Here is a 20,527-nt window from a genome sequence, read left to right as displayed (position 1 = left end):
CGGCGGTTTTTTGCTTGTTCTGATTTTCGAGCTAGGTTTCATCCCAACGCTGTTTTCTGCGTCTGGCTTCGACTTGTCGTCTACTCAACTCGAAGTGACTGTCAATGAACGACCTTCGCACACTTGTAGCGCCTGGGCACTAGCATTGGTGGCACATGGATCGCAGTGAGTAGCCTAAGCATTACGCTGACCATTCATTTCGGGCGTGAAGACTGAAAATTAACGGGTGTAGTCAACCAATCCGCGCCACGTGGCACCATCAAGACTAGAACACGTGGTTGACGTAATATGGTAGCCCTGCGCAGCCAGCTGAGGAGCTTTCGCCGACGTCCATATTCTGCACGCCAATAGATTACTGAAGTACTTTTTTGCTTGGTAAGTTGTTGCCTCCGCAGCAGGAACAGCAGCTACGCTTGCGCCGACCAAGAGTGATGCTGATAGTAAAAGTGCTGATGCTTTTTGTTTGAAATTCAAAATGGATCCTTTCGAAGTTGTGCTCTTGAGACGGAGCGTATTTCGTTGTTCCCCATGGCTAAGACCGTAGCAATAGTTCCTCATTTGGGGAACCGATATTCATGCACGCTCGACCTGTCTCGACAGTATGAGCCCGGTCGACTCCAAGATGGAGTCGATCTGCGTGGCCTCAGGCAATGTCACGTGTGTTCAATGGCTGGTGGTTGCGCCTGCCGAAAACTGGCTGGTCAACAATTTACTGGAACAAGGTATGCGGAATTCTACCCAGAGTGACCCACGTCAAATCCGCGAGTTCACAGGGGATTGTTCGTTTCTGAGTGTTACGTAAAGTCGCACACGTCAGCCCAATACAATCCATGAATTTAATACATCAGCGTCTGAGGATGAGCGTTCCAGCTGTGAGTACCGCACAGGAGCAATTGGTAGGGTGAATGGTTGTCTGACGTGTCAAGGATATAAAGCACCGAAGTCATGCCCGAGTCCCCGACGGAAGCATTGCTTGTGAGTACAGCCCTCAAACAGCCCCGAAAAAGCGCTAAAGGCGCTAGCTTTCGGGTCGACTTACAGGGTCTTCGAGCCTTAGCAGTACTGCTGGTGATGTGCTATCACATCTGGTTCTCTAAGGTCTCTGGGGGAGTGGACATCTTCTTGATGCTCTCAGCCTTTTTCCTCACCTCTTCCACCGCACGCAGGATTGCCCGCGGTGAACGCCCCAAGCTCATCACCGGCTGGTTACATCGATTCTCCCGCCTAATTCCACAAGCCATTACGGTGATCATCACCGTGATTATTGCAGCATGGATTCTGCTACCAAGTAGCCGCTGGATGGACCTGATTGACCAGTCCAGAGCATCCTTCCTCTATAAACAGAACTGGTATCTGGCTAACCATCAGGTTGATTACTACGCGTTCAACACCGACTCAGCCTCACCGTTGCAGCATTTCTGGTCCCTATCTATTCAGGGACAGATCTTTATCCTCTGGCCGGTAGTACTGGCTTTCAGTGCTCTTGTGTGGAAGCTGTTCTTCAAACGCTTAAACTTCGCTTGGGTCGCCGGTACTGTCTTCTCCTTGATCTTCATAGGATCATTGGCCTTCTCCATCAACATCACCGCCAATAACCAGCAAGTTGCGTACTTCCATACCGGCGCACGTCTCTGGGAATTCGCGCTGGGTTCCCTGCTGGCTTTGGCGCTACCTTGGCTGTCTACGATGCCCGAGAAGGCTCGCCGAGTCGCTGGCTGGGTAGGGCTAGCTACCATCATTGGCAGTGGAGCCGTACTGGACGTTCAAGGTCAGTTCCCGGGGTTCATGGCGTTGATCCCGACCCTGGCCGCGGCCATGGTCATTGCAGCCCCTGCACCACTTAGCTGGGCCAACCCTTCAGGGTTGTTGTCCTTGAAACCGTTGGTGAAGTTGGGGGATCTGTCCTACGGCATGTACCTCTGGCACTGGCCCATGTTGGTTCTTTACCTTGAAGTCTCGGGTAAAGATCACGCGTCCTTCCTCGACGGTGCGGTGCTCATTATTGCCGCAATAGCTGCTTCGTGGGTCTCAACGAACTTCATTGAGAAGCCAGCCAACAATTGGCAGAACAGCTTCAACTTCCCTCACTGGGTTCCAACCAGGGGTGTCAAGGTCATCAGCCAGGTGGCAGTGGTGGCCCTTGGGCTATGCATTGCAAACCTCGCCGTGACCGCTTGGACTAACAATGTAGCCCACCGCAGTGCCGTGGCAGCCGCGCAGAGCGTGGCCGATAATCCCGGTGCCACCGCAAGTGATGACTGGGATCCTTCGCCTGCCGCGCTGACCTTGCCATTGGCAACCGAATTGGAAGATGAATGGCAGTCACCGGGCACCTCATGCGCCGGAGCCAACAACCCTGATGATGAGCGAATCATGTTTTGCGAACAGGGCGGAAACTTTGACGGCGCTCCAGACCTTGTCCTGCTGGGTGACTCGCATATGCAGCACTGGTCCGAGGCAGCCACCGACGCAGTAGAAAAGTCCGGTGGTAGTTGGGTGATGGTATTCCATCCGGGTTGCCGCTATGGTTCCGATGCGGACCGCTCCGAACCCGAATGCGCCGACTTCCAGGACGCGGCCAAGAAGTACGTGACTAACTTGGCTCCCAAAATGGTGATGACCACCGCGACCAAGACTGTCGCGGAAACCGCCGATGATGGCCGCACCCCGGGTGAACAAGAAGCCATGGTGGATCACTACGCAGAAGGTATCCAGCCTTTCTTAGATGCTGGCAGCAGGGTCATCGCCATGCGCGATACCCCGCGCTATACCTACTCCATTGCCGAGTGCGTTGATAATAACGCCAAGCATCCCGAAACCTGTGACGGCTCAGCAGCCGAAGCCTTAGCCGCCAAGAACCCGGTTGATGAGTTCTTGGCAACGCATGACTATGGAAAGCAAGTTGTCTCATTAGATATGACAGGCTTGCTCTGCCCTGATGGGGTCTGCAAAGCTGTGATCGGTAATGTTTCAACGTACTTAGATGATTCACACCTTTCCAAGACATTTGTTGTTAGTGCCAAGCGTCAGTTTGCCGAAGCCTTTAACCAAGCTACTGGCGGGTTATAAGTCGTGTTGGAGACTTGGGAACACATGAGCTTGGACACACAGACCCGTGCGGGAATAACAACAGCGCCAAAAGGGCTCTACCATTTAACCAACCTCCGCATCCGCTCCGAAAGGTTCCTACGTGACTGAGTTCAACCCCTTTGCCTTTGAAGGACTCACCTACGACGACGTATTGCTGTTGCCTGGCCCGACGGATGTAATCCCTTCGGACGCTGACACCACCACCCGCTTCACCAAGCGCATCAACATTGCCTTGCCAATCAGCTCCGCTGCAATGGACACCGTCACCGAGGCCCCAATGGCAATCGCATTGGCACGCCAGGGTGGCATTGGCGTGATTCACCGCAACCTTTCCATTGAGGCTCAGGCCAAGCAGGTTGATCAGGTCAAGCGCAGCGAGTCGGGCATGATTACCGACCCAGTGACCGTAAGCCCAGGCGCGACCTTGGCCGAATGGGATGAACTGTGTGCGCAGTACCGCGTTTCCGGCCTTCCGGTAGTAGATGAGAACCGCAAACTGCTGGGTATCATCACCAACCGCGACACCCGCTTTGTTCCTCGCGAACAGTACTGGACCACCAAGGTTTACGAAGTGATGACCGGGATGCCGCTGGTCACCGCTCAGGAAGGCGTAGCTCCCGAGAAGGTTATCGAGCTGCTCTCCAAGAACCGCATCGAGAAGCTCCCGCTAATCGATGATGACGGCAAGCTCACCGGCTTGATCACCGTGAAGGATTTCGACAAGGCCGAGCAGTACCCACTGGCAACCAAGGATGAGGAAGGCCGCCTGCGTGTAGCAGCAGCCGTTGGCTTCTTCGGTGAAGGCTACGAGCGTGCCATGACCCTGATCGACGCTGGCGTCGACGCACTGGTGGTTGACACCGCTAACGGTCACTCCCAAGGTGTGCTGGACATGATTGCCCGCCTGAAGAAGGATCCTGCCGCTGCCCACGTAGATGTTATCGGCGGACAGGCTGCAACCTACGAGGGTGCCAAGGCCATCATCGATGCCGGCGCGGATGCCATCAAGGTTGGCGTTGGCCCAGGCTCGATCTGCACCACCCGCATCGTTGCCGGTGTTGGTGTTCCTCAGGTGACGGCTATCTACGAAGCTGCCAAAGCTGCGATCCCAGCTGGCGTGCCAGTGATCGCTGACGGCGGTCTGCAGCACTCGGGCGATATTGGCAAGGCACTGGTTGCCGGCGCTGACTCGGTGATGCTCGGCTCGCTGCTTGCAGGTACCGCCGAGTCCCCAGGTGACCTGGTCTTCATGGGCGGCAAGCAGTTCAAGGCATACCGCGGCATGGGTTCGCTCGGCGCAATGGAGACCCGCGGCAAGAACACCTCGTACTCCAAGGACCGTTACTTCCAGGCTGATGCTCCTTCTAACGAGAAGCTGATCCCAGAAGGCATTGAAGGCCAGGTTCCTTACCGCGGCCCGCTGTCCGCTGTCACTCACCAGCTGGTTGGTGGCCTGCGTCAGACCATGTTCTACGTTGGCGGTCGCACTGTTCCTGAGCTGAAGGCTCGCGGCAAGTTTGTTCGCATCACCGCAGCAGGTCTGAAGGAATCGCACCCACACGACATCATGATGACCGTTGAAGCACCGAACTACCGTTCGCGCTAAACGCCTCTGAAAAGGTCCCGTCCGGAATCGCGCTCAGCGTCATTCCGGACGGGACCTTTTGTCTTGCTAGAAATACGTTCGAATTCGGCCAGATTGGGGGTGTAGTCGGTCGAGGGAACGCCTCCACAGCACTTCAGCTGACCCAAAATGCGACTGAGTGAATAAGAAGAGCGTTCCAGTAATTGAGATTTGGGAGATTCGGTGGCACCAAGCCCTTTGAATTCACCAAACGGGTGTGGAGCCCAAGGCCTTTACTCTGAGCTCCACAGCTGTATGGTGAATCATTGAAAGGCTTCGAAATGAGCTTCGAGCGAGCGAAGAGACGTCGCGAAACACGGGTGAGCGTTTTGACGTTCGCCGCTTTCTAAAGGCATCTTGATGAAACCGCGTTACCGTCTAGTGTGTAGTAGAACCGCATGGTTCTATTATCTTTTGCACAAGTCAAGCCTTAGAGTTGCGGCGTGATATACGAGCCCAAGACCGGTAGTGCGACAACCGCAAACGGTCCCATTAGGGCACCTATTGAGCCAAGAATTAGGGCGCTGCCTCCGTTCACAAAGGACCGCTGATCCGCCGGAGACATGTCGATGTAAAAACCTGTCGAATCCTGCCCCGAGTCGAGTGCGGGCGTGGCAACGTTCAACTGCGTTTTGTGCCGTTCAACAACTGTCAGAGTCGAATTCCTTGAAAAATTGTAGTCTCGTTCAATGCCGTAGGCTGTTTTTCTTTCCGCTGACGGTACCCGGGTATTCACGATGTAATCCAAGCTAGCTTTGGTGTTTGCATCTTGGAGTTCTAGATATTTCGAGGTTGGCTGACCTGCCTTGTGAGAGTCCGAGGGTCCTGCAAACGCCGCTACTGCTGAGGCTGCAGTGAGGGAGAACGTAACCAGGATGGTCGTGGCAACTTTTGCTAGTTTTTCATTATGTCCCCTAGATGGCTGGGTGTTTCTTCTTGCGGCGACGATCTATCGTGAAGCCAAGTCCGCAGAGAATCGCGAATGCAATTGCGGTTGTCAATGCTGAAAACAACGCTGGATTGTCGGAAGCAGCCCAGAAATAGGGACTGGCGAAAGCAACCGCGAGGGATAGCGCGAATCCGATTCCCAAGTACATGGCGCACCTTCCTGTTGTAGCTATCAATGGATCTGAATTTCTTATTTGCATGAGGTTAGATGCGCAATTTATTTGCGTAACCTCGTGAGTACACCGTATCAAGTGGCGCCGATGAGGTAAATCATACTTAAGTAGGAGGGTAATCGATTCGTGCGTGGACCAGAACACGCATAGCACTTATAGGCATGCTTCCAGCCTTGCTCTCGTGGCCGTTACATTGTCTCGTTCTGACAGTTACGCGGTCGTTGAGCGGAACTGATACATGCCGCCATGCCGTTGAGTTAGCTTGGTGATTGGGCATCCTGGATGCGGGCCCTTTGGCCAGGTGAATCTATTCTCACGGGCTTATGACAGTTGTCTGCGCACCCGGGAATGCGAATGCGGAAGTGTTCCCTGTCGTGTGGAGTAATCTGTGGAACAATCCGGCGCGTAGCACAGCCAAGACCATTTGCAAGACGAATTGGGCTCCTCTCTGCCACGTTTCGTCGGAGACCTCGGTATTATCTAGTTCTTTGTAGCTGCTCTAGACGTGCGGAGTTCTGGAACTTTGCTTAGAACTCCGAGTGTGTCGGGAGAACCATTAACAGGACTTCAATCGTCGGCCTCAACTGAACCACGATACGCTTGAAAAACACCGGTTAGCGTTTGAAGCCTTGTGGCTTCATGGCGCTTAGGCAGCGACAGTCCTACGAGGCGGACTGATCTTTCTTGCGACGGCGGTCAATCCATGAGCCGAGTGAGCAGAATAGCGTGAACGCCACTGCTGTGGTCAAAGATGAGTAGAGTGCCGGATGAGCTGAGGAATCCCAAAGAAAGGGACTTCCGAAAGCGACCGCGATGCTCATCGCAATACCGATACCCAAGAACAAGAGAAGCACGTCCGATCCGACGAGCCGAAAATTCATGAGAGGCTTACTAGCCTGTCTCACTTTTGACCGTAACAAATCTACGATGTGCCGTCGGGACTATTAGCGGAGGTCGGCGTGGTCAGACGGAGGCAGTGGTCTTTGCCGAAATCTTTTGACGGCCAGCCAGATGACTGCACCCAAGAATGTCCCGAGCGTGTTGGCAACGACGTCGGTGATGGTCGCGTAACGGTTAGGCAAAAACAGAAGCTGTCCAAGCTCAATCACGCTCGAAGCGACAAGCCCAAGAACGCACGCCAACCAGAACCGGTGAAGTCCAAAGCCGAGAAAGAATCCAAGCGGAATGAAGAAAATGATGTTGGCTGCGAATTCAACAAACTGGTAATTCACAAAGCGAGGAATCCCGTGAGCGTGAAGCCAAGCCAGCGTTGCCGTGAGCTGAGGACCTGCCGCGGAATCGACCGGGACTGGCCAGAAGGCAATGGCTGCCATGGCCAACACATACACCGCGGGGAGCAACCACAGCCGAAGCAACCGGTGACGAAGCAAAGTTCTCAGTTCAATCCCTAGCGATAGGTTTAAGACAAAAATCAGGCTGGACTGTTGGCAATAGCCCAGCCTCTCTTTGAATTCTAGTCCTTGCTGCTCTAGAGTCAGGCCAGTACTGCGTCAACACGACGATTGAGACGCTCGGAGAAGAGCACTCCGAGAATCGCAAGAACAACAAGAAATACCGGGAAAATCCATAGTCCAACCCAAGTGGAGGCAACACCGAAGAGTGGTGGCATCAGGGTTGAACCGAAGTAGGCCGAAGCCATTTGAATGCCAATAATCGCTTGCGAGTTGTTGCGCCCAAAGTTTGACGGAGTGGAGTGAATGATGGCCGGGTAGATGGGCGCTGCGCCTAGGCCAGCAATCACCAATCCGGCCAGAGCCAGAACGTCGGTCTGCAAGGGAAGTAGTAGTAACAATCCGCCTAGAGCCACCAAGAGGAAGCCGCCACGAATCAGGTTCCGGTCACCAAATTGATCGGCGACCACGCCGGCAAGGAATCGTCCCACGGTGATGCCAAGAACAAATAGGGAACCGAAGGCTGCTGCGGTGGCAGTTTCCACGCCTCGTCCATCGGCAAGGTAGGTCGAAGCCCATAGGATCGAGGTGCTCTCCAGCGCGCAATAGGCGAAGAAGGTTGCCAAGACCAGAATGACACCAGGGATCTTCAAGGCCTGTGCCAATGGAACGTGAGTGGACGCTGCTGGCTGTGTTGGTGCATCAGTACCTTGGGCGCTGACCTCGGTAAGCTGATGGTCTTTGGCTCGCAGGTTATTGACCTTGCCCCATAGCGGAAGGGTAAAGAGCAATACAGCGGTCAAGATAGCTTGGACGATTCCAACAATGTTGTACGCGCCGGACCAACCCATGCCTGAAGTTAGTGCGTGGCTCATGATCAATGGGCTGATTGAGGCACCAACGCCCCAGAAGCTGTGCAGCCAATTCATGTGGCGGGCAGCGTAGTGCAAGGCAACGTAGTTGTTCAGGGCAGCATCGACCGCGCCGGCGCCAACGCCATAGGGGATAGCCCATAGGCATAACATCCAAAACTGGTCTGAGAATGCGAAGCCAAACAAGGCTGAGGCGGTGAGACCCACGCTGACGCCGGTGACCAGGCCAGCACCGAAGCGACGAGTTACTCGTTCTGAGGCAAGGCTGGAAAGAATGGTTCCCACGGCAATGACCATGGTGAGAATTCCGGCAAAGGATTGCGGTACATCAAGATCTTTATGCATTGCCGGCCAGCCGGATCCCACAAGGGAGTCGGGTAGCCCAAGGCTGATAAAGGCAATATAGATGATCGTCAGAAGGATCGAGTACATAGGGCGGCGGTGTCTTTCGGAGCCAGAGCAGGTGATAATCATCGCGCGGGGCGAGAATCAAAGTATATGTACGAGTGTACTCAAATGTCGTGTATATTCGCAGTCATGATTGAGAAATATTTTGAAGGGGATTCACGCAGTAACCGAGAGCGCATGCTTGCAGGCGATCTTTACATCTCGGATGATCCAGAAAACGCTCGACTTCAACAACGAGGTGTTCAGCTCGCGGACGCCTACCACCGTGCAGTTGTAGCTGCGGATCCCAGGGCTCGAGAAATCCTCAAAGACCTCGTAGGAACCCTCGGCGAAGATGTCCAGGTGAACTCACCGCTATTTGTGGACTACGGAGAAAACCTGCACATCGGTGATCGCACCTTCATCAACTTCAACCTCACCGCCCTGGACGTCGCCGCCATCACCATCGGTGAAGACTGTCAGATTGGACCAAACGTCCAGCTGCTGACTCCAACCCACCCGATAGATCCGCAGCCTCGTCGCGACAAACTCGAAGCCGCTCAGCCCATCACCATTGGCGACAATGTGTGGCTCGGCGGTGGAGTGATTGTTTGCCCCGGAGTGAGTATTGGCGACAACTCGGTCATTGGTGCCGGCGCCGTGGTCACAAAGGACATTCCAGCCAACGTCGTAGCTGTAGGAAACCCAGCTCGCGTCGTGCGGAGTATTGGCTAATCACATGTCCAAAGATCAACCAACTAGCGGTTCTCGTCTCGGCCGCCGCAATGATCCTGAACGACGAGAGAAAATCATTCAGGCCTGTCTGCAAGTGATCGCAGAAGTAGGAGTAACAGGCACCTCGCACCGAAAAGTGGCCGCGCAGGCGGGAGTTCCACTAGGCGCCATGACCTACTACTTCGATGGCATGCAAGACCTCCTACACAGTGCGTTCAGTGAACTTGCCACCCGGGTAAGTGATGATTTTGAACGATTGATGGATACGGCAACCGACAAGCAATCAGCGTGCGAAAAGGTCTACGAAAGAATCCTTCAAGCCAGCAGCGGCTATGACGATGAACTGGTCTTGTCTCATGAGCTCTATACGCTCGCCACCCGAGAGCCTGCTTTCAGGACCATTACTAGCGAATGGATGCGACGTAGTCGAGTTTCTCTAGAACGTCACTTTGATCCGCTCACTGCTCGCTTGTTGGACGCGACCATTGAAGGCGTGACCATCCACCGTGCCCTTGATGCCCAGCCACGAGATCCAGAAGAGATCCGAGCTGCTATTGCCAGAGTTACCGGAGTCCCCAGTTTTAGTTCTTAATGTGTAGTGGCTGGCCTTTGGAATCCGTCGTTCTTGAGGTGAGACGTTCAACGAATCTTTGGCTCTGATTTGGCAGTGCTTGGACTGCTTGTCCGCGTAGAATAAAGCACAGATAGCACCAATCGGCGCGGGAACTCTTGACTGTGCGCGACCGCGAATAAAGGACATTATTTTGGGCCAGCCAGCCAACTTGAAGAAGCAAGCACGCGAACGAATGGCGCGCACGGGGGAGAGCTACACTACCGCGCGCAAGAACATCCTGACTGGCAAGCCGGAGAGCCCAAAAGCTGCCCGTGCTGCTGCCGCCCGCGACTACGCCAAAGAAGCTCGCGAAGCCAAAGCCAGGGGCAAAGCAGCCAAGCCAGCACCGGCGCCACTTCCTGCCGCTGAAGAATTGCCCGAGTATCCAGCGCCGGAAGATGTCATCCAGTACGACGCTGCACTATGGCACCGTGTATTCGTGCAGGCAGGCATCACCAACCCAGTGACCAAGGCGCCATTGAGCCAGGCGCTACTAGCTGGGCTAGCCGGTGGTATCGGCTTCATGATCTTCACCTTTGAATACGAAGAAACCACTACCGCCACCCTGGTCACCCGTGCTCACCCTGAGCCATACACACAGAACCTGCTGGAGCGCTCAGGTGCCACAATCAATGAACGCACCACCGGTTCGGCTGCTAAGGCTGTCGAGTACATGGACGCAGCACTCGATGCCGGCCGTGCCGTGGTGGTCCGCGTTGCCATCAACGCTCTGCCATGGATCGATGGCAAGGAAGTTGATGAAGCAGAAACCATTGACCTTGTCGTCGTGGGGGAACACGAAGATGATCTCTTAGTTGATGATGGTTCAGGCGTCTTGAACGTCATCAGCCCAGAAGACCTGGCGTTCGCACGTGCCAAGCGTAAGAAGGAAAAGCATTGGCAGGCTTGGGTACCATCAACGCGCTCGCCGAAGGCAGAGTTGCTGGCGGCCAATGCACTGGTTGCCATTGAAGAAACGACCTCGCGCCTGCTGAGCACCCGAGAGCTATCCGGCATCCCGGATCACTTCGCCAAGAACTTTGGTATCACCGGAATGCGTACCTTCGCCGCACGCTTGCGTGACACCACCACCAAGACTGGATGGACTCGCATGTTCGCAGATCCGCAGCGCTTGGCTGGTGGAATGAACCAGCTAGCTAGCTTCCTTACCGACACTCGTTTTGGTGGCGAAGGCGCCCTGCGTGGTTTTTACGCAGACTTCCTTGACGAAGCTGCTGGACTACCTGGTCTATCGGCATTGGGAGAGCACAGTGCAGACTACTTGCAATTGGCCCGCGACTGGGATGAGTTCGCGGAACTTGTTGACCCAGATGTCGCAGTCGAAGAACGTAGCAACATGTTTGCTCGTATGGCAGATGCGATCGAAAAAATTGCTGATGCTGAAGAACGGGCAGCCACCGCGCTCGCGGCCACCGCAAAATCCTTGACTTCCAAGGCCTAGTCTTCAAAAATTCAAGGAAACAAACCCTGCCTGATGATGCCTGTTGGCATCATCAGGCAGGGTTTTTGCGTCATCGCCGTGGTCACTAGCTCCATGAAAAGTAAGAAATCCGCTCAGACTTGGTAACCTAGTTAGGTGAGTAACGAGATTGAGATCGGCCGCGGCAAGCGGGCAACTAAGGCATATTCCCTGGACGACGTAGCGATCGTACCGAATCGCCGTACCCGTGATCCCAAGGACGTTTCGGTGTCCTGGCAGATTGACGCATTCAAATTCGACACCCCAATCGTGGGTGCACCAATGGACTCGGTGACTTCACCGGCCACTGCTATTGCTTTGGGCAAGCTGGGCGGCCTTGGTGTTCTGAACCTTGAGGGCTTGTGGACCCGTTACGAAAATCCAGAATCGGTACTGGCAGAAATTGCCGGACTGAAGTCTGAAGCTGCTACCCGCAATGATCCAAAGATCACCGCGAAACTGCAGGAATTGTATTCCGCACCAATGCAGGCAGAACTGATCACCTCGCGAATCTCCGAGATCCGTGATTCGGGTGTTGTTGTTGCCGGCTCGCTGACCCCGCAGCGCACCCAGGAGTACTACAAGACTGTTGTTGCTGCCGGCGTTGATATCTTCGTTATCCGTGGCACCACTGTTTCCGCCGAGCACGTCTCGAAGACCACCGAACCGCTGAACCTTAAGCAGTTCATTTACGAGCTGGATGTTCCGGTCATCGTTGGCGGCGCAGCTGGTTACACCCCAGCCATGCACCTGATGCGCACCGGTGCAGCTGGCGTCTTGGTGGGCTTCGGTGGCGGAGCATCCTCCACCACCCGTCGCACCTTGGGCATTCACGCACCAGTGGCCACCGCCATTGCTGATGTTGCAGCTGCACGCCGTGACTACATAGAAGAATCCGGTGGACGCTACGTTCACGTCATCGCAGATGGTGGCATGGGCAACTCCGGCGACATTGTGAAGGCCATCGCCATGGGTGCTGACGCAGTCATGCTGGGTACCGCGCTGGCTCGTGCTGAAGAAGCACCGGGCGCTGGTTACCACTGGGGTATGGAAGCCGTTCACGAATCCAGCCCACGCGGTGACCGTGCCAAGGTTGGCACCGTCGGTTCGTTGGAGAAGGTCCTCTACGGTCCATCCCAGGAAACCGATGGCACCTCAAACCTGGTGGGCGCGCTGCGCCGTTCGATGGCCACCACCGGCTACTCGACGCTCAAGGAATTCCAGCGCGTAGATGTGGTTCTCTCTCCATACGAGTCTGACCGCTTCTAAGACTTTAAGCAGCATTAGCAGCACGAGCAAAGGCTTGTCACTCCATCTGAAGTGACAAGCCTTTGCTGATGGTGGATCAATTCTCAGTGTGAAAGTCCGTGAAGGTTCTTTGAACGAAGACCCAAAGGTTTTGTGCCTCTCTCGACTTACGCTTTATCGCTTATTGCGACTCACAACGATTGCAATGACAACCCAGATCAGGGCCAGTCCCACCAACGCGGCGCCCTGCGAGCGAGCCTCAGATGAAAACTGCCAGGCACCAATAACGAAAAGTAGAGCGGCAATTATCCAAGCCATAGTCGGCGAAACAAAACTCTTTTTCATCAAGCAATCTCCAAATTACGTCCCGAGTGTGAGGCTGGTACGTAGAAAAATTCTAACGGCCGTAGACATCGTGGCTATGGATTCGCGACAAGACCGGTGCATGAGTCCCTTCAACGATCGAGCCGTACCGAGGGTTCCCTGAGCACTTAGATAGGCTGTTGGGCCAATCTCACGCACCTTTCGTTTCGAGTTCTACGGCAAATAGAAGTACGGTTAAGGGGTGTTTAAAACCGCTCTAAAACTCAAGTGGATCGGCGCCCTCCTTGCCGCGCTGGCCATCGCTACCGGATTTGTTGCCCTCTCAGGCTGGCAGTTCGGCGCTTCAGAGAGCGAGCCTCTGGTCAAGGTCGATAAAACCGAGAAACCAGTAGAGCTGACTAAGCACGTAGACATCGGTGTTGAACTCTTCGGCACCAAGGCTGATCAGATTGTAAAATTCACCGGTGAATTTGTTCCCGGCACGGATCGGCTGATCAGCGACCGCATTGACGATGGCCATAAAGGTGTTTGGGTAGTCACCGAGTTCAAGGTTGACGGAGCCAAACAAGATGCCGGCATCATCGTTGTGCGCGGATGGCAACCAGAAGCCACCACTCCTTCAACTGCACCCACTGGCGAGCTGGAAGTTACCGGTCGTCTACTGCCGAATGAAGGCCCTGAAAACGAACACGATCTTCGCAGTAAAACTCTGCCATCGATTACCTCGGCGCAGCTAGCGAATATTTGGGATTCGGTCCTTTATGACGGATTTGTCTCAGGCCACCAGATCACTACCGTCAAAGGCCAGGCCGTAGATCAGCCTGGACTGGATCCGATTTATGTCGGTCCGCAGCCACAGGAAGCGCAGATCAACTGGCTGAACGTCTTCTACGGTATTGAGTGGGTCGTTTTTGCCGGCTTCGCCATCTTCCTCTGGTACCGCATGGTGAAGGATGACTACCATCGTGATCTGGATGAGATCGCTGAGCGTGCTGCTCAAGCGCGCGACAACGGCACCAATAACGAGAACTAAACGTACATAATCTTTTCTTTGATTCGGAAGGAATCACCTGTCATGGCCAGCACCACTCCAGCACCGAAGCCCCGCAAATTCGGCGGCACCCCAGCGCAGATTCGCAGCGCCGCCAAGTTTTACAAGGTCTTTGCATACATCACCGGTGTCATGCTGCTGCTGCTCGTGGTGGAGATGATCTTCAAGTACTTCTGGTCTCTAGAACTCTTTATCGGTGGCAACCTAGCTGATGGCACCGCCAACTCGGTAGGAATGTTCAATCGGGCGGAAATCACCGGGGGAGCGAACATCTCCTTGGGCATCTTGATTGCTCACGGTTGGTTGTACGTGGTGTACCTCTTCGCTGACTTCCGACTCTGGTCGCTGATGCGTTGGCCATTCACTCGCTTCATCACCATCGCCTTGGGTGGCGTGGTTCCATTCCTGTCTTTCTACACCGAGTCCAAGGTGCATGCAGAAGTGGATCGCGAATTGGCGGCACACCCTAAAGCTGCCAAGCGCTACTAATCCGGGGAAGAAATAGATTCTTGACGGGCGAACCAGATCATCTGGTTCGCCCGTTTTTATTGTGTGACGCCCTAGGTGACGCTGATGACAGCGCCTGAACTGTTTCGCAGGCGGTGAACCGCGTAGACTGTAACGGTGACTACTGCTCCCCTCAATCCAGAACATCAGCCGGTTCTGGTCGTCGACTACGGGGCCCAATACGCGCAGCTTATCGCTCGCCGCGTACGTGAGGCCCGTGTGTACTCGGAGATCGTTCCGCACACCCTTTCTACTGAAGCCATTTTGGCCAAGAACCCTGCAGCGATCATCCTTTCCGGTGGTCCCTCCAGCGTTTACTCCGAAGGTGCCCCATCCGTTGGGGCCGACCTGTTTGAAGCCGGCGTGCCGGTCTTGGGTATTTGCTATGGCTTCCAGGCCATGGCTAACGCCTTGGGCGGAACCGTGGCGGAAACCGGTCTGCGCGAGTACGGCCGTACCGCTACCACCTTTGAGGGCGAAGCACGCTCCATCCTGGCAGGTGCCGCACAGGCCCCTACCGTATGGATGAGCCACGGCGACGCCGTCTCGGTTGCACCAGAAGGTTTCGAAGTGCTGGCCACCACCGCTGGTGCACCAGTGGCCGCTTTCGCCAATGAGGCCAAGCGCCTCTACGGTGTGCAGTGGCACCCAGAGGTTAAGCACTGCGAGTTCGGCCAGGACGTTCTGGAGAATTTCCTGTACAACGGTGCAGGCCTGAAGGGCGACTGGACCGCGGATAACATCGCTGACGAGCAGATCGAGCGCATCCGTGCTCAGGTCGGCACCGGCAAGGCCATCTGTGGTCTATCCGGCGGCGTGGACTCGGCAGTGGCAGCAGCACTGGTACAGCGCGCCATTGGCGACCAGCTGACCTGTGTCTTCGTCAACCATGGTCTGCTGCGCGAAGGCGAAGCTGAGCAGGTGGAGAAGGACTTTGTCGCTTCCACCGGCGCCAAGCTGTACATCGCTGATGAGCGCGAACGCTTCCTGACCGCGCTGGACGGTGTCACCGACCCAGAGACCAAGCGCAAGATCATCGGCCGCGAATTCATTCGCGCCTTCGAAGCAGCAGAAGCAGCGATCATCGCTGAAGCAGCTTCCGAGGGCGAGCCAGTGAAGTTCCTGGTCCAGGGCACCTTGTACCCAGACATCGTGGAATCCGGTGGCGGCGAAGGTACCTCCAACATCAAGAGCCACCACAACGTGGGCGGCCTGCCAGAGGACCTGCAGTTCGAACTGATCGAGCCACTGCGCACCCTGTTCAAGGACGAGGTTCGTGCCGTAGGCCGCGAGCTCGGCTTGCCAGAGGAAATTGTTGGCCGTCAGCCATTCCCTGGCCCCGGCTTGGGTATCCGCATCATCGGTGCTGTGAACGAAGAGCGCCTGTCCATCCTGCGCAAGGCCGACGCGATCGCTCGCGCCGAGCTGACCGCTGCAGGTCTGGACGATGAAGTATGGCAGATGCCAGTTGTACTGCTTGCCGACGTTCGCTCGGTAGGTGTGCAGGGTGATCACCGTACCTACGGTCACCCAATCGTGCTGCGTCCGGTATCTTCCGAGGATGCCATGACCGCCGACTGGTCGCACCTGCCATACGATCTGCTCTCGAAGATCTCCAACCGCATCACCAATGAGGTCGATGGGGTCAACCGAGTGGTGCTGGACGTGACCTCCAAGCCACCAGGAACCATCGAGTGGGAGTAATCCTGTAGCTAGAAATTCCCCTGCCCTTTGCCGCGTTGTTGGCAAGAGGCGGGGGATTTTTTTAGGGATGTTTTAAAAAATCCAGTCACGAAGGCTAGGTATTTACTGGCGTCCATTGAAACTAGCCAGTCTCAGAGACACTTAGTCTTTCGAGGATCCACACCGGGTCCCCTATACAACTCTCCTTTCGGGCCGTACCTAAGGGGCAGCGGTCATTCGTGTCCAAATCGTTACATTTATAATATTAAAATGATTGAACGGATATGCTATCCGATATGACTTGGAGTTTTGGCATGAATCATGACTCTATATAACTTCTTTTGAGATAATCGTAAAAGTTGATAGAGTGGCTTCAGTGCGCAATAAAATCATGTACGCGTCATCGTCTGGATGCGGTATCTCGTGGGACCTGGCTGTGCTAGAAGCATCCCAATCGCCATAGGGGAGAAATGAAACATTCTCGAAGAATGAGAGCGGCTGTCGCCATTGCTGGTGTCTCAATGTTGGTGTGTAGTGGGGTTACTCCTGCTTTCGCTACGGGAGAGAAATCGTACGATCAAATTGTTGAAGGGGCGCCGAGCACCTTTACTTAAGGCCAACTGGTAACGGGCAAAGGTAAGCCTGTTCGGGCGGGCACCCCGGTACAGGTTTTTGCGTGGCCTGACTCTCAGAAATTAGCCAAGCTCAAGGAGGGGCAGTCTGTAAAACTGGCTGAAGTCTCCTCGGTAAAAACCGATTCCTCCGGAAAATTCAGCTTGGCACCTGCATTGCGTGCGGCAGCCAAGCGTTCGACACCGCTAAACGTGATGATTGTAGCGAATGATGGGCAAACGCCTTATCAGTATTCAACCGTACTCTCGGGAACTGATGTCGCTACTTCGAATCCAACTCTGCTTTCCCAGGCAGGTTCCGCTGCGAATGTTTCGTTAAGTAAAGATGCATTTGTCATGAAACCCGCAAGTGACGTGCAAAAATCAGATCTCGCAAATGGGGTGGCTACTCAGGCCGCGGTTGCCACGCCTGCGTCGTACTCTTGTAGTACACGACTTGAGAAGAAGGTCGGAACTTCCTACGCGCAGGTTGGTGCCACGTTCCTATATACAACTGGGGCTTCCGCAAAATTCCAGTTCAGAAAAGGAACGAACTCCTCTTTGGGTGTAGCCTCTTCATCCAGTGGTAAAAAAGGGAGCTTTAGCGCTGGAGGAACAACTTCGGTGACCTCTGACGTTACTCTGGACTTTCCAACCAAAAAGAGCGGGATTTGGTTCTATAAAGCACAGGTGGAATCGGGTAAGTTCTCAACTGTTTGTCAGAATTTGTCCGGACCGGGAATTCGGCAGTCTTATCAAGTGCGCCCCATCGATTTTACCGGTGGTATGAGCATGGTGAAGGGTACAGGGTTCAGCGAGAATCATAAATGTGTAAAATTCTTGAAGAACTCGACATTCACCAAGGACAAGACACGGGCAGTTACATGGAATCGGGGGTTGACCCTTCCTTCCATCGCCGGCATTTCTGTGTCTTCTCAATCAGGATTTACAACTAGTACACGAGTAATCTACAAGTCCGGATCGAAAAATCGACAATTGTGTGGCCATAAAGACTGGCCGGCAAAAAATGCTGGGAGCATTAAACTTAAATGATGATGAAAAAAGTGTTTTCTACATGTCTCGTAGTTGTGGCCGTTGTTGGACTCAGCGCGTGTGATAACACAAAAGCAGTTCAAGAAGGTCCATTGTCTTTCGGTGCTTCAGATGGCGCTATCGAAAATACATATTGCTCTGTTTTTCATGAAAAAAACAATGTAGCGGATGTTGCGACAAACAATTCGGAGACTTCTGTGTGGGTAACTAATGTGCAGCCGGTAAATGCAAAGCATTGGAAATCGATGAGTTCAATGGCATCGGTGCTGCCAGACGGTACAGCGAGCCTAGTAGCATGGACTAACGAAGACCTTACGAATCCTGACGTGCAGGAAGTTGCCGAGATTCTCAGACCATTAGACGGTCCTCTGGAGGTTCCGGCCGGAGGGGTCGTGCAAGTGTCGGTTGATGGTGAGATCGAGTCGGGAGTTGAGGATGCTGAAGTCTCGCAACTTCAAATAACTTACAAGAAAGATGTTGATTCCAAGAAGAGTTTCACTGTTCGTGGGAATGTCAGATACGAGTGGAAATCTGAGCGTTGCGCATAATTGCAGATGTGTGATTGATATGATATGGATCGATTCCTGACCATAGATTCATGCCGATGAACGAGGTGGTCGCCTCGTTCATCGGCAATCAGCTTCAAAATTTGTTTGTAGAAATGCCTCGAATAATACGGTTTGGTTTACTCATTCTTTGGCAACGGCGATACTCTTAGAGCTGCTCGGCGCGGTGATCTCTTGCCCTGCTGAATTACATCAACACCGAGTAAACGATCTGTTTATCTGGAACAATTTGGTACGCCAACGATCATTTGAATGCACTTTTAGTTGCGGATGGAGGAATTGACTACGGTAACCGAGGAATTCAGAAAATTGAAGGCATCGCGGGCTTGAATCCAGGCTCTATGAGAAATTAATGATCCGAGTTCTTCGCGCATTGGCAAGTGCTCATGCCGTTACCTGTGCAACCGTTTAAATAGCTCGGTAACGTATGAAGATTTAGCCCAACTTTTTCATCGGAGTTCAGACGGTCACCGAAATCCAGTACCAAAGGATTCCCGGTGGCCGTCTTCGATTCTGCTAACGCCAAAGAGCGCCTTGAACCACCGGCGCTGGGTGCCAAGCTCCACCAACCTGGACTGAAATGACCTTCCGAAAACCAAAGAAACAACAGGACAACCACCAGTTCAGGCGGCCAGCTCGCCGTGCCTCCACCGCTGAAACAACTCACCGATACCCTTCTGCAACTGGCATAACAGCTGCGCTTCAGGCGCCCTCTCAGGGATCAGAAGCCGGCGCTGCCGGCCGCCAGAAACGATCTTCCCCGCCATCGAAAACAGCCGGTACCGCCACCGCTTCAACTCCCAGCAACTTGCCTCGTGCCCGCTGGGTAGCACGGCCAGCTGCAACCAGGACACCAGATTCAGTGCAAGCATCGCCAGGTCTGCCCACGCCTGATTCGCGGCAAAAGACCAATACGGAAGCTTGCCCAACCCCGTGCTCTTCAACGTCTTGATCCTGTTCTCGCACCGGCCCCGCGCCCAATGCCGGGCATCGAGGAATGCCACGTTGAACCTCGGGCTATTGGTCAGGAACGCCGTGACACGGTTCCCGTCCGTATCGAACAAGTTCGCTTTCGCCCCGGGATGCAACGGTTCAGCACGCAAATAGATCCGGGTTCCTGGCGGGTAGCCTTTCAGCTCTATCACCTTGCTGGCATCGATCACCCACGCATTATCACGTTGGACGCCGTCAGCGTCCAGCGCTGGTTCCCAGTACTTCTTCTCATCGATCCACCGGATGAACCGTTCCTTGATGACTGGCAGCGAATACGAGGTGGAGAATTGGATCCCCAGCGAATCCAGGTGGTGCAGGAACTCGCGGGAAGAGCCGGCACTATCGGTGCGGACCAGGATCTTTTCGCCAATGAGGTTCCCGTGTTCGTCATAGAAATCGTCCGGCAGCTGGGCCAAGGACTGGGTGAGCACTTCGATATGTGAGGCCGCTGAGTTCGCTCCTTTGTTTCCAGGGCGAAGGTGCACCGCGAGGACTTCTCCGGTGCCGTTGGGTTTGCCGTAGTCGGCCATGGCGATCATGGGTGAGAACCCGTACCCGCCTTTATACGTACCGGCGCTGTGTTCTTTATCGGAGTGCACGTGCACCAAGGAGGCATCGATGTCGATGATCAAAGGGTTGTTTGCCGTCGCGTGTTGGGCTGGATTCCGCGGCCCGGCCGCCGTCCAGACTTTGGAGCGAAGGCTGCGGGTCATGGTGGCGAACCCGTAGCCGAAGGCTTCTGGTTGTTCCTTGACCCGGTGCATGAATCGGCTGACCGTGGCATCGGACGCCACGGGGCCGAAGAGCTCTGAGCAGGCGCGTAGCTGGCTAATGTCTGTGGCTTGCTCGCCGCCGGCAGCCAGCGAGAGTGCCAGTGCGCCGAGGATTCTTCCTGGCCGGTGGGTTGCGCTGGCCGGCACGAACTGGCTGAAACGGTCTTCGCAGACCCGCCGGAAGTCCAAGGCGTTCAAGAAGTTGCTCAGCACCGACAAGCCTGCGTGGGAGACCAAGGCTTGGCTGGTGAGTTGGGTCGGGAGTGCAGGGAAAACGTGGGTAGAATGGTGCACTGAAAAGGTGATCCTTGATTTCGGTGGAATAGAAGCTAGACACTCCTATTTTCCCAAGTCCGGATCGCTTTTTCGTTTTAATGACTGTTA

16 protein-coding genes are annotated in these 20,527 nt (G+C 54.6%); 11 read left to right on the top strand and 5 right to left on the bottom strand.

From position 1 onward, the window contains the following. Nucleotides 1–945: 945 nt before the first annotated feature. Entirely contained in the window at nucleotides 946–3,069 is a 2,124-nt protein-coding gene (locus FJV47_RS03045) for an acyltransferase family protein (protein WP_255474735.1), read from the top strand. Nucleotides 3,070–3,190: 121 nt separating this feature from the next. Then, nucleotides 3,191–4,696 carry an IMP dehydrogenase gene (gene guaB / locus FJV47_RS03040; protein WP_159609873.1) on the top strand — a complete coding sequence of 502 codons (1,506 nt, stop codon included), beginning with the start codon at nucleotides 3,191–3,193 and terminating at the stop codon, nucleotides 4,694–4,696. Between the two features lie 1,801 nt (nucleotides 4,697–6,497). On the opposite strand, the gene FJV47_RS03035 is transcribed toward guaB, so the two are convergent. The 3 genes from FJV47_RS03035 to FJV47_RS03025 all read right to left on the bottom strand — a co-directional run bounded on the left by FJV47_RS03035 (nucleotide 6,498) and on the right by FJV47_RS03025 (nucleotide 8,551). Continuing rightward, nucleotides 6,498–6,716, bottom strand: a complete 219-nt coding sequence (locus tag FJV47_RS03035; protein ID WP_159609871.1) for a hypothetical protein — start codon at nucleotides 6,714–6,716, stop codon at nucleotides 6,498–6,500. Between the two features lie 63 nt (nucleotides 6,717–6,779). Further along, entirely contained in the window at nucleotides 6,780–7,178 is a 399-nt protein-coding gene (locus tag FJV47_RS03030; RefSeq protein ID WP_255474739.1) for a VanZ family protein, read from the bottom strand. Between the two features lie 152 nt (nucleotides 7,179–7,330). Continuing rightward, nucleotides 7,331–8,551 (bottom strand): sugar MFS transporter, encoded by a 1,221-nt coding sequence (locus tag FJV47_RS03025; RefSeq protein ID WP_159609867.1) that lies wholly within the window; start codon nucleotides 8,549–8,551, stop codon nucleotides 7,331–7,333. 105 nt (nucleotides 8,552–8,656) lie between these two features. Here FJV47_RS03025 and FJV47_RS03020 point away from each other — a divergent pair, with 105 nt between their 5' ends. The 4 genes from FJV47_RS03020 to FJV47_RS03005 all read left to right on the top strand — a co-directional run bounded on the left by FJV47_RS03020 (nucleotide 8,657) and on the right by FJV47_RS03005 (nucleotide 12,603). Continuing rightward, a complete protein-coding gene (locus FJV47_RS03020) occupies nucleotides 8,657–9,241 on the top strand; it encodes a sugar O-acetyltransferase (protein WP_159609865.1) in 585 nt (194 codons plus the stop codon). 4 nt (nucleotides 9,242–9,245) lie between these two features. Next, a complete protein-coding gene (locus FJV47_RS03015; RefSeq protein WP_159609863.1) occupies nucleotides 9,246–9,833 on the top strand; it encodes a TetR/AcrR family transcriptional regulator in 588 nt (195 codons plus the stop codon). 172 nt (nucleotides 9,834–10,005) lie between these two features. After that, complete coding sequence (locus FJV47_RS03010; protein ID WP_159609861.1) at nucleotides 10,006–11,316, top strand: BtrH N-terminal domain-containing protein; 1,311 nt, start codon at nucleotides 10,006–10,008, stop codon at nucleotides 11,314–11,316. Between the two features lie 135 nt (nucleotides 11,317–11,451). Beyond that, a complete protein-coding gene (locus tag FJV47_RS03005; RefSeq protein WP_159609859.1) occupies nucleotides 11,452–12,603 on the top strand; it encodes a GuaB3 family IMP dehydrogenase-related protein in 1,152 nt (383 codons plus the stop codon). A 153-nt stretch (nucleotides 12,604–12,756) separates the two neighbouring features. Here FJV47_RS03005 and FJV47_RS03000 read toward each other — a convergent pair whose 3' ends face one another. Beyond that, nucleotides 12,757–12,927: a hypothetical protein gene (locus FJV47_RS03000; protein ID WP_159609857.1), complete on the bottom strand. Its 171-nt coding sequence runs from the start codon at nucleotides 12,925–12,927 to the stop codon at nucleotides 12,757–12,759. A 220-nt stretch (nucleotides 12,928–13,147) separates the two neighbouring features. Here FJV47_RS03000 and FJV47_RS02995 point away from each other — a divergent pair, with 220 nt between their 5' ends. From FJV47_RS02995 to FJV47_RS02975, 5 genes are all read left to right on the top strand, one after another. Continuing rightward, on the top strand, nucleotides 13,148–13,939 hold the full coding sequence (locus FJV47_RS02995) for an SURF1 family cytochrome oxidase biogenesis protein (RefSeq protein ID WP_159609856.1): 792 nt from the start codon (nucleotides 13,148–13,150) through the stop codon (nucleotides 13,937–13,939). A gap of 42 nt (nucleotides 13,940–13,981) precedes the next feature. Next, nucleotides 13,982–14,446 (top strand): DUF3817 domain-containing protein, encoded by a 465-nt coding sequence (locus FJV47_RS02990; RefSeq protein WP_159609855.1) that lies wholly within the window; start codon nucleotides 13,982–13,984, stop codon nucleotides 14,444–14,446. A 135-nt stretch (nucleotides 14,447–14,581) separates the two neighbouring features. Then, the gene (gene guaA, locus FJV47_RS02985) at nucleotides 14,582–16,168 is read left to right on the top strand and encodes a glutamine-hydrolyzing GMP synthase (RefSeq protein WP_159609854.1); all 1,587 of its coding nucleotides are present in this window, start codon (nucleotides 14,582–14,584) and stop codon (nucleotides 16,166–16,168) included. Between the two features lie 755 nt (nucleotides 16,169–16,923). Beyond that, the gene (locus FJV47_RS02980; protein ID WP_159609853.1) at nucleotides 16,924–17,811 is read left to right on the top strand and encodes a hypothetical protein; all 888 of its coding nucleotides are present in this window, start codon (nucleotides 16,924–16,926) and stop codon (nucleotides 17,809–17,811) included. Continuing rightward, nucleotides 17,808–18,359, top strand: a complete 552-nt coding sequence (locus tag FJV47_RS02975) for a hypothetical protein (RefSeq protein ID WP_159609852.1) — start codon at nucleotides 17,808–17,810, stop codon at nucleotides 18,357–18,359. The genes FJV47_RS02980 and FJV47_RS02975 overlap by 4 nt, the downstream gene beginning before the upstream one ends. A gap of 641 nt (nucleotides 18,360–19,000) precedes the next feature. Here the strand turns inward: FJV47_RS02975 and FJV47_RS02970 are convergent. Beyond that, a complete protein-coding gene (locus FJV47_RS02970; protein WP_159609851.1) occupies nucleotides 19,001–20,437 on the bottom strand; it encodes an IS1380 family transposase in 1,437 nt (478 codons plus the stop codon). Between the last annotated feature and the right edge of the window lie 90 nt (nucleotides 20,438–20,527).

Origin of the sequence: Glutamicibacter sp. JC586, assembly GCF_009805585.1 — a bacterium.
Classification (GTDB): domain Bacteria; phylum Actinomycetota; class Actinomycetes; order Actinomycetales; family Micrococcaceae; genus Glutamicibacter.
This window is presented reverse-complemented; position numbering and strand designations above follow the sequence as displayed.

Bases quoted from the DNA above. Each gene is read 5' to 3' on its own strand.
- FJV47_RS03045 (WP_255474735.1), top strand. From the start codon at position 946: ATGCCCGAGTCCCCGACGGAAGCATTGCTTGTGAGTACAGCCCTCAAA.
- FJV47_RS03035 (WP_159609871.1), bottom strand. From the start codon at position 6,716: ATGAATTTTCGGCTCGTCGGATCGGACGTGCTTCTCTTGTTCTTGGGT.
- FJV47_RS03025 (WP_159609867.1), bottom strand. From the start codon at position 8,551: ATGTACTCGATCCTTCTGACGATCATCTATATTGCCTTTATCAGCCTT.
- FJV47_RS03020 (WP_159609865.1), top strand. From the start codon at position 8,657: ATGATTGAGAAATATTTTGAAGGGGATTCACGCAGTAACCGAGAGCGC.
- FJV47_RS03015 (WP_159609863.1), top strand. From the start codon at position 9,246: ATGTCCAAAGATCAACCAACTAGCGGTTCTCGTCTCGGCCGCCGCAAT.
- FJV47_RS03000 (WP_159609857.1), bottom strand. From the start codon at position 12,927: ATGAAAAAGAGTTTTGTTTCGCCGACTATGGCTTGGATAATTGCCGCT.
- FJV47_RS02990 (WP_159609855.1), top strand. From the start codon at position 13,982: ATGGCCAGCACCACTCCAGCACCGAAGCCCCGCAAATTCGGCGGCACC.
- FJV47_RS02975 (WP_159609852.1), top strand. From the start codon at position 17,808: ATGATGATGAAAAAAGTGTTTTCTACATGTCTCGTAGTTGTGGCCGTT.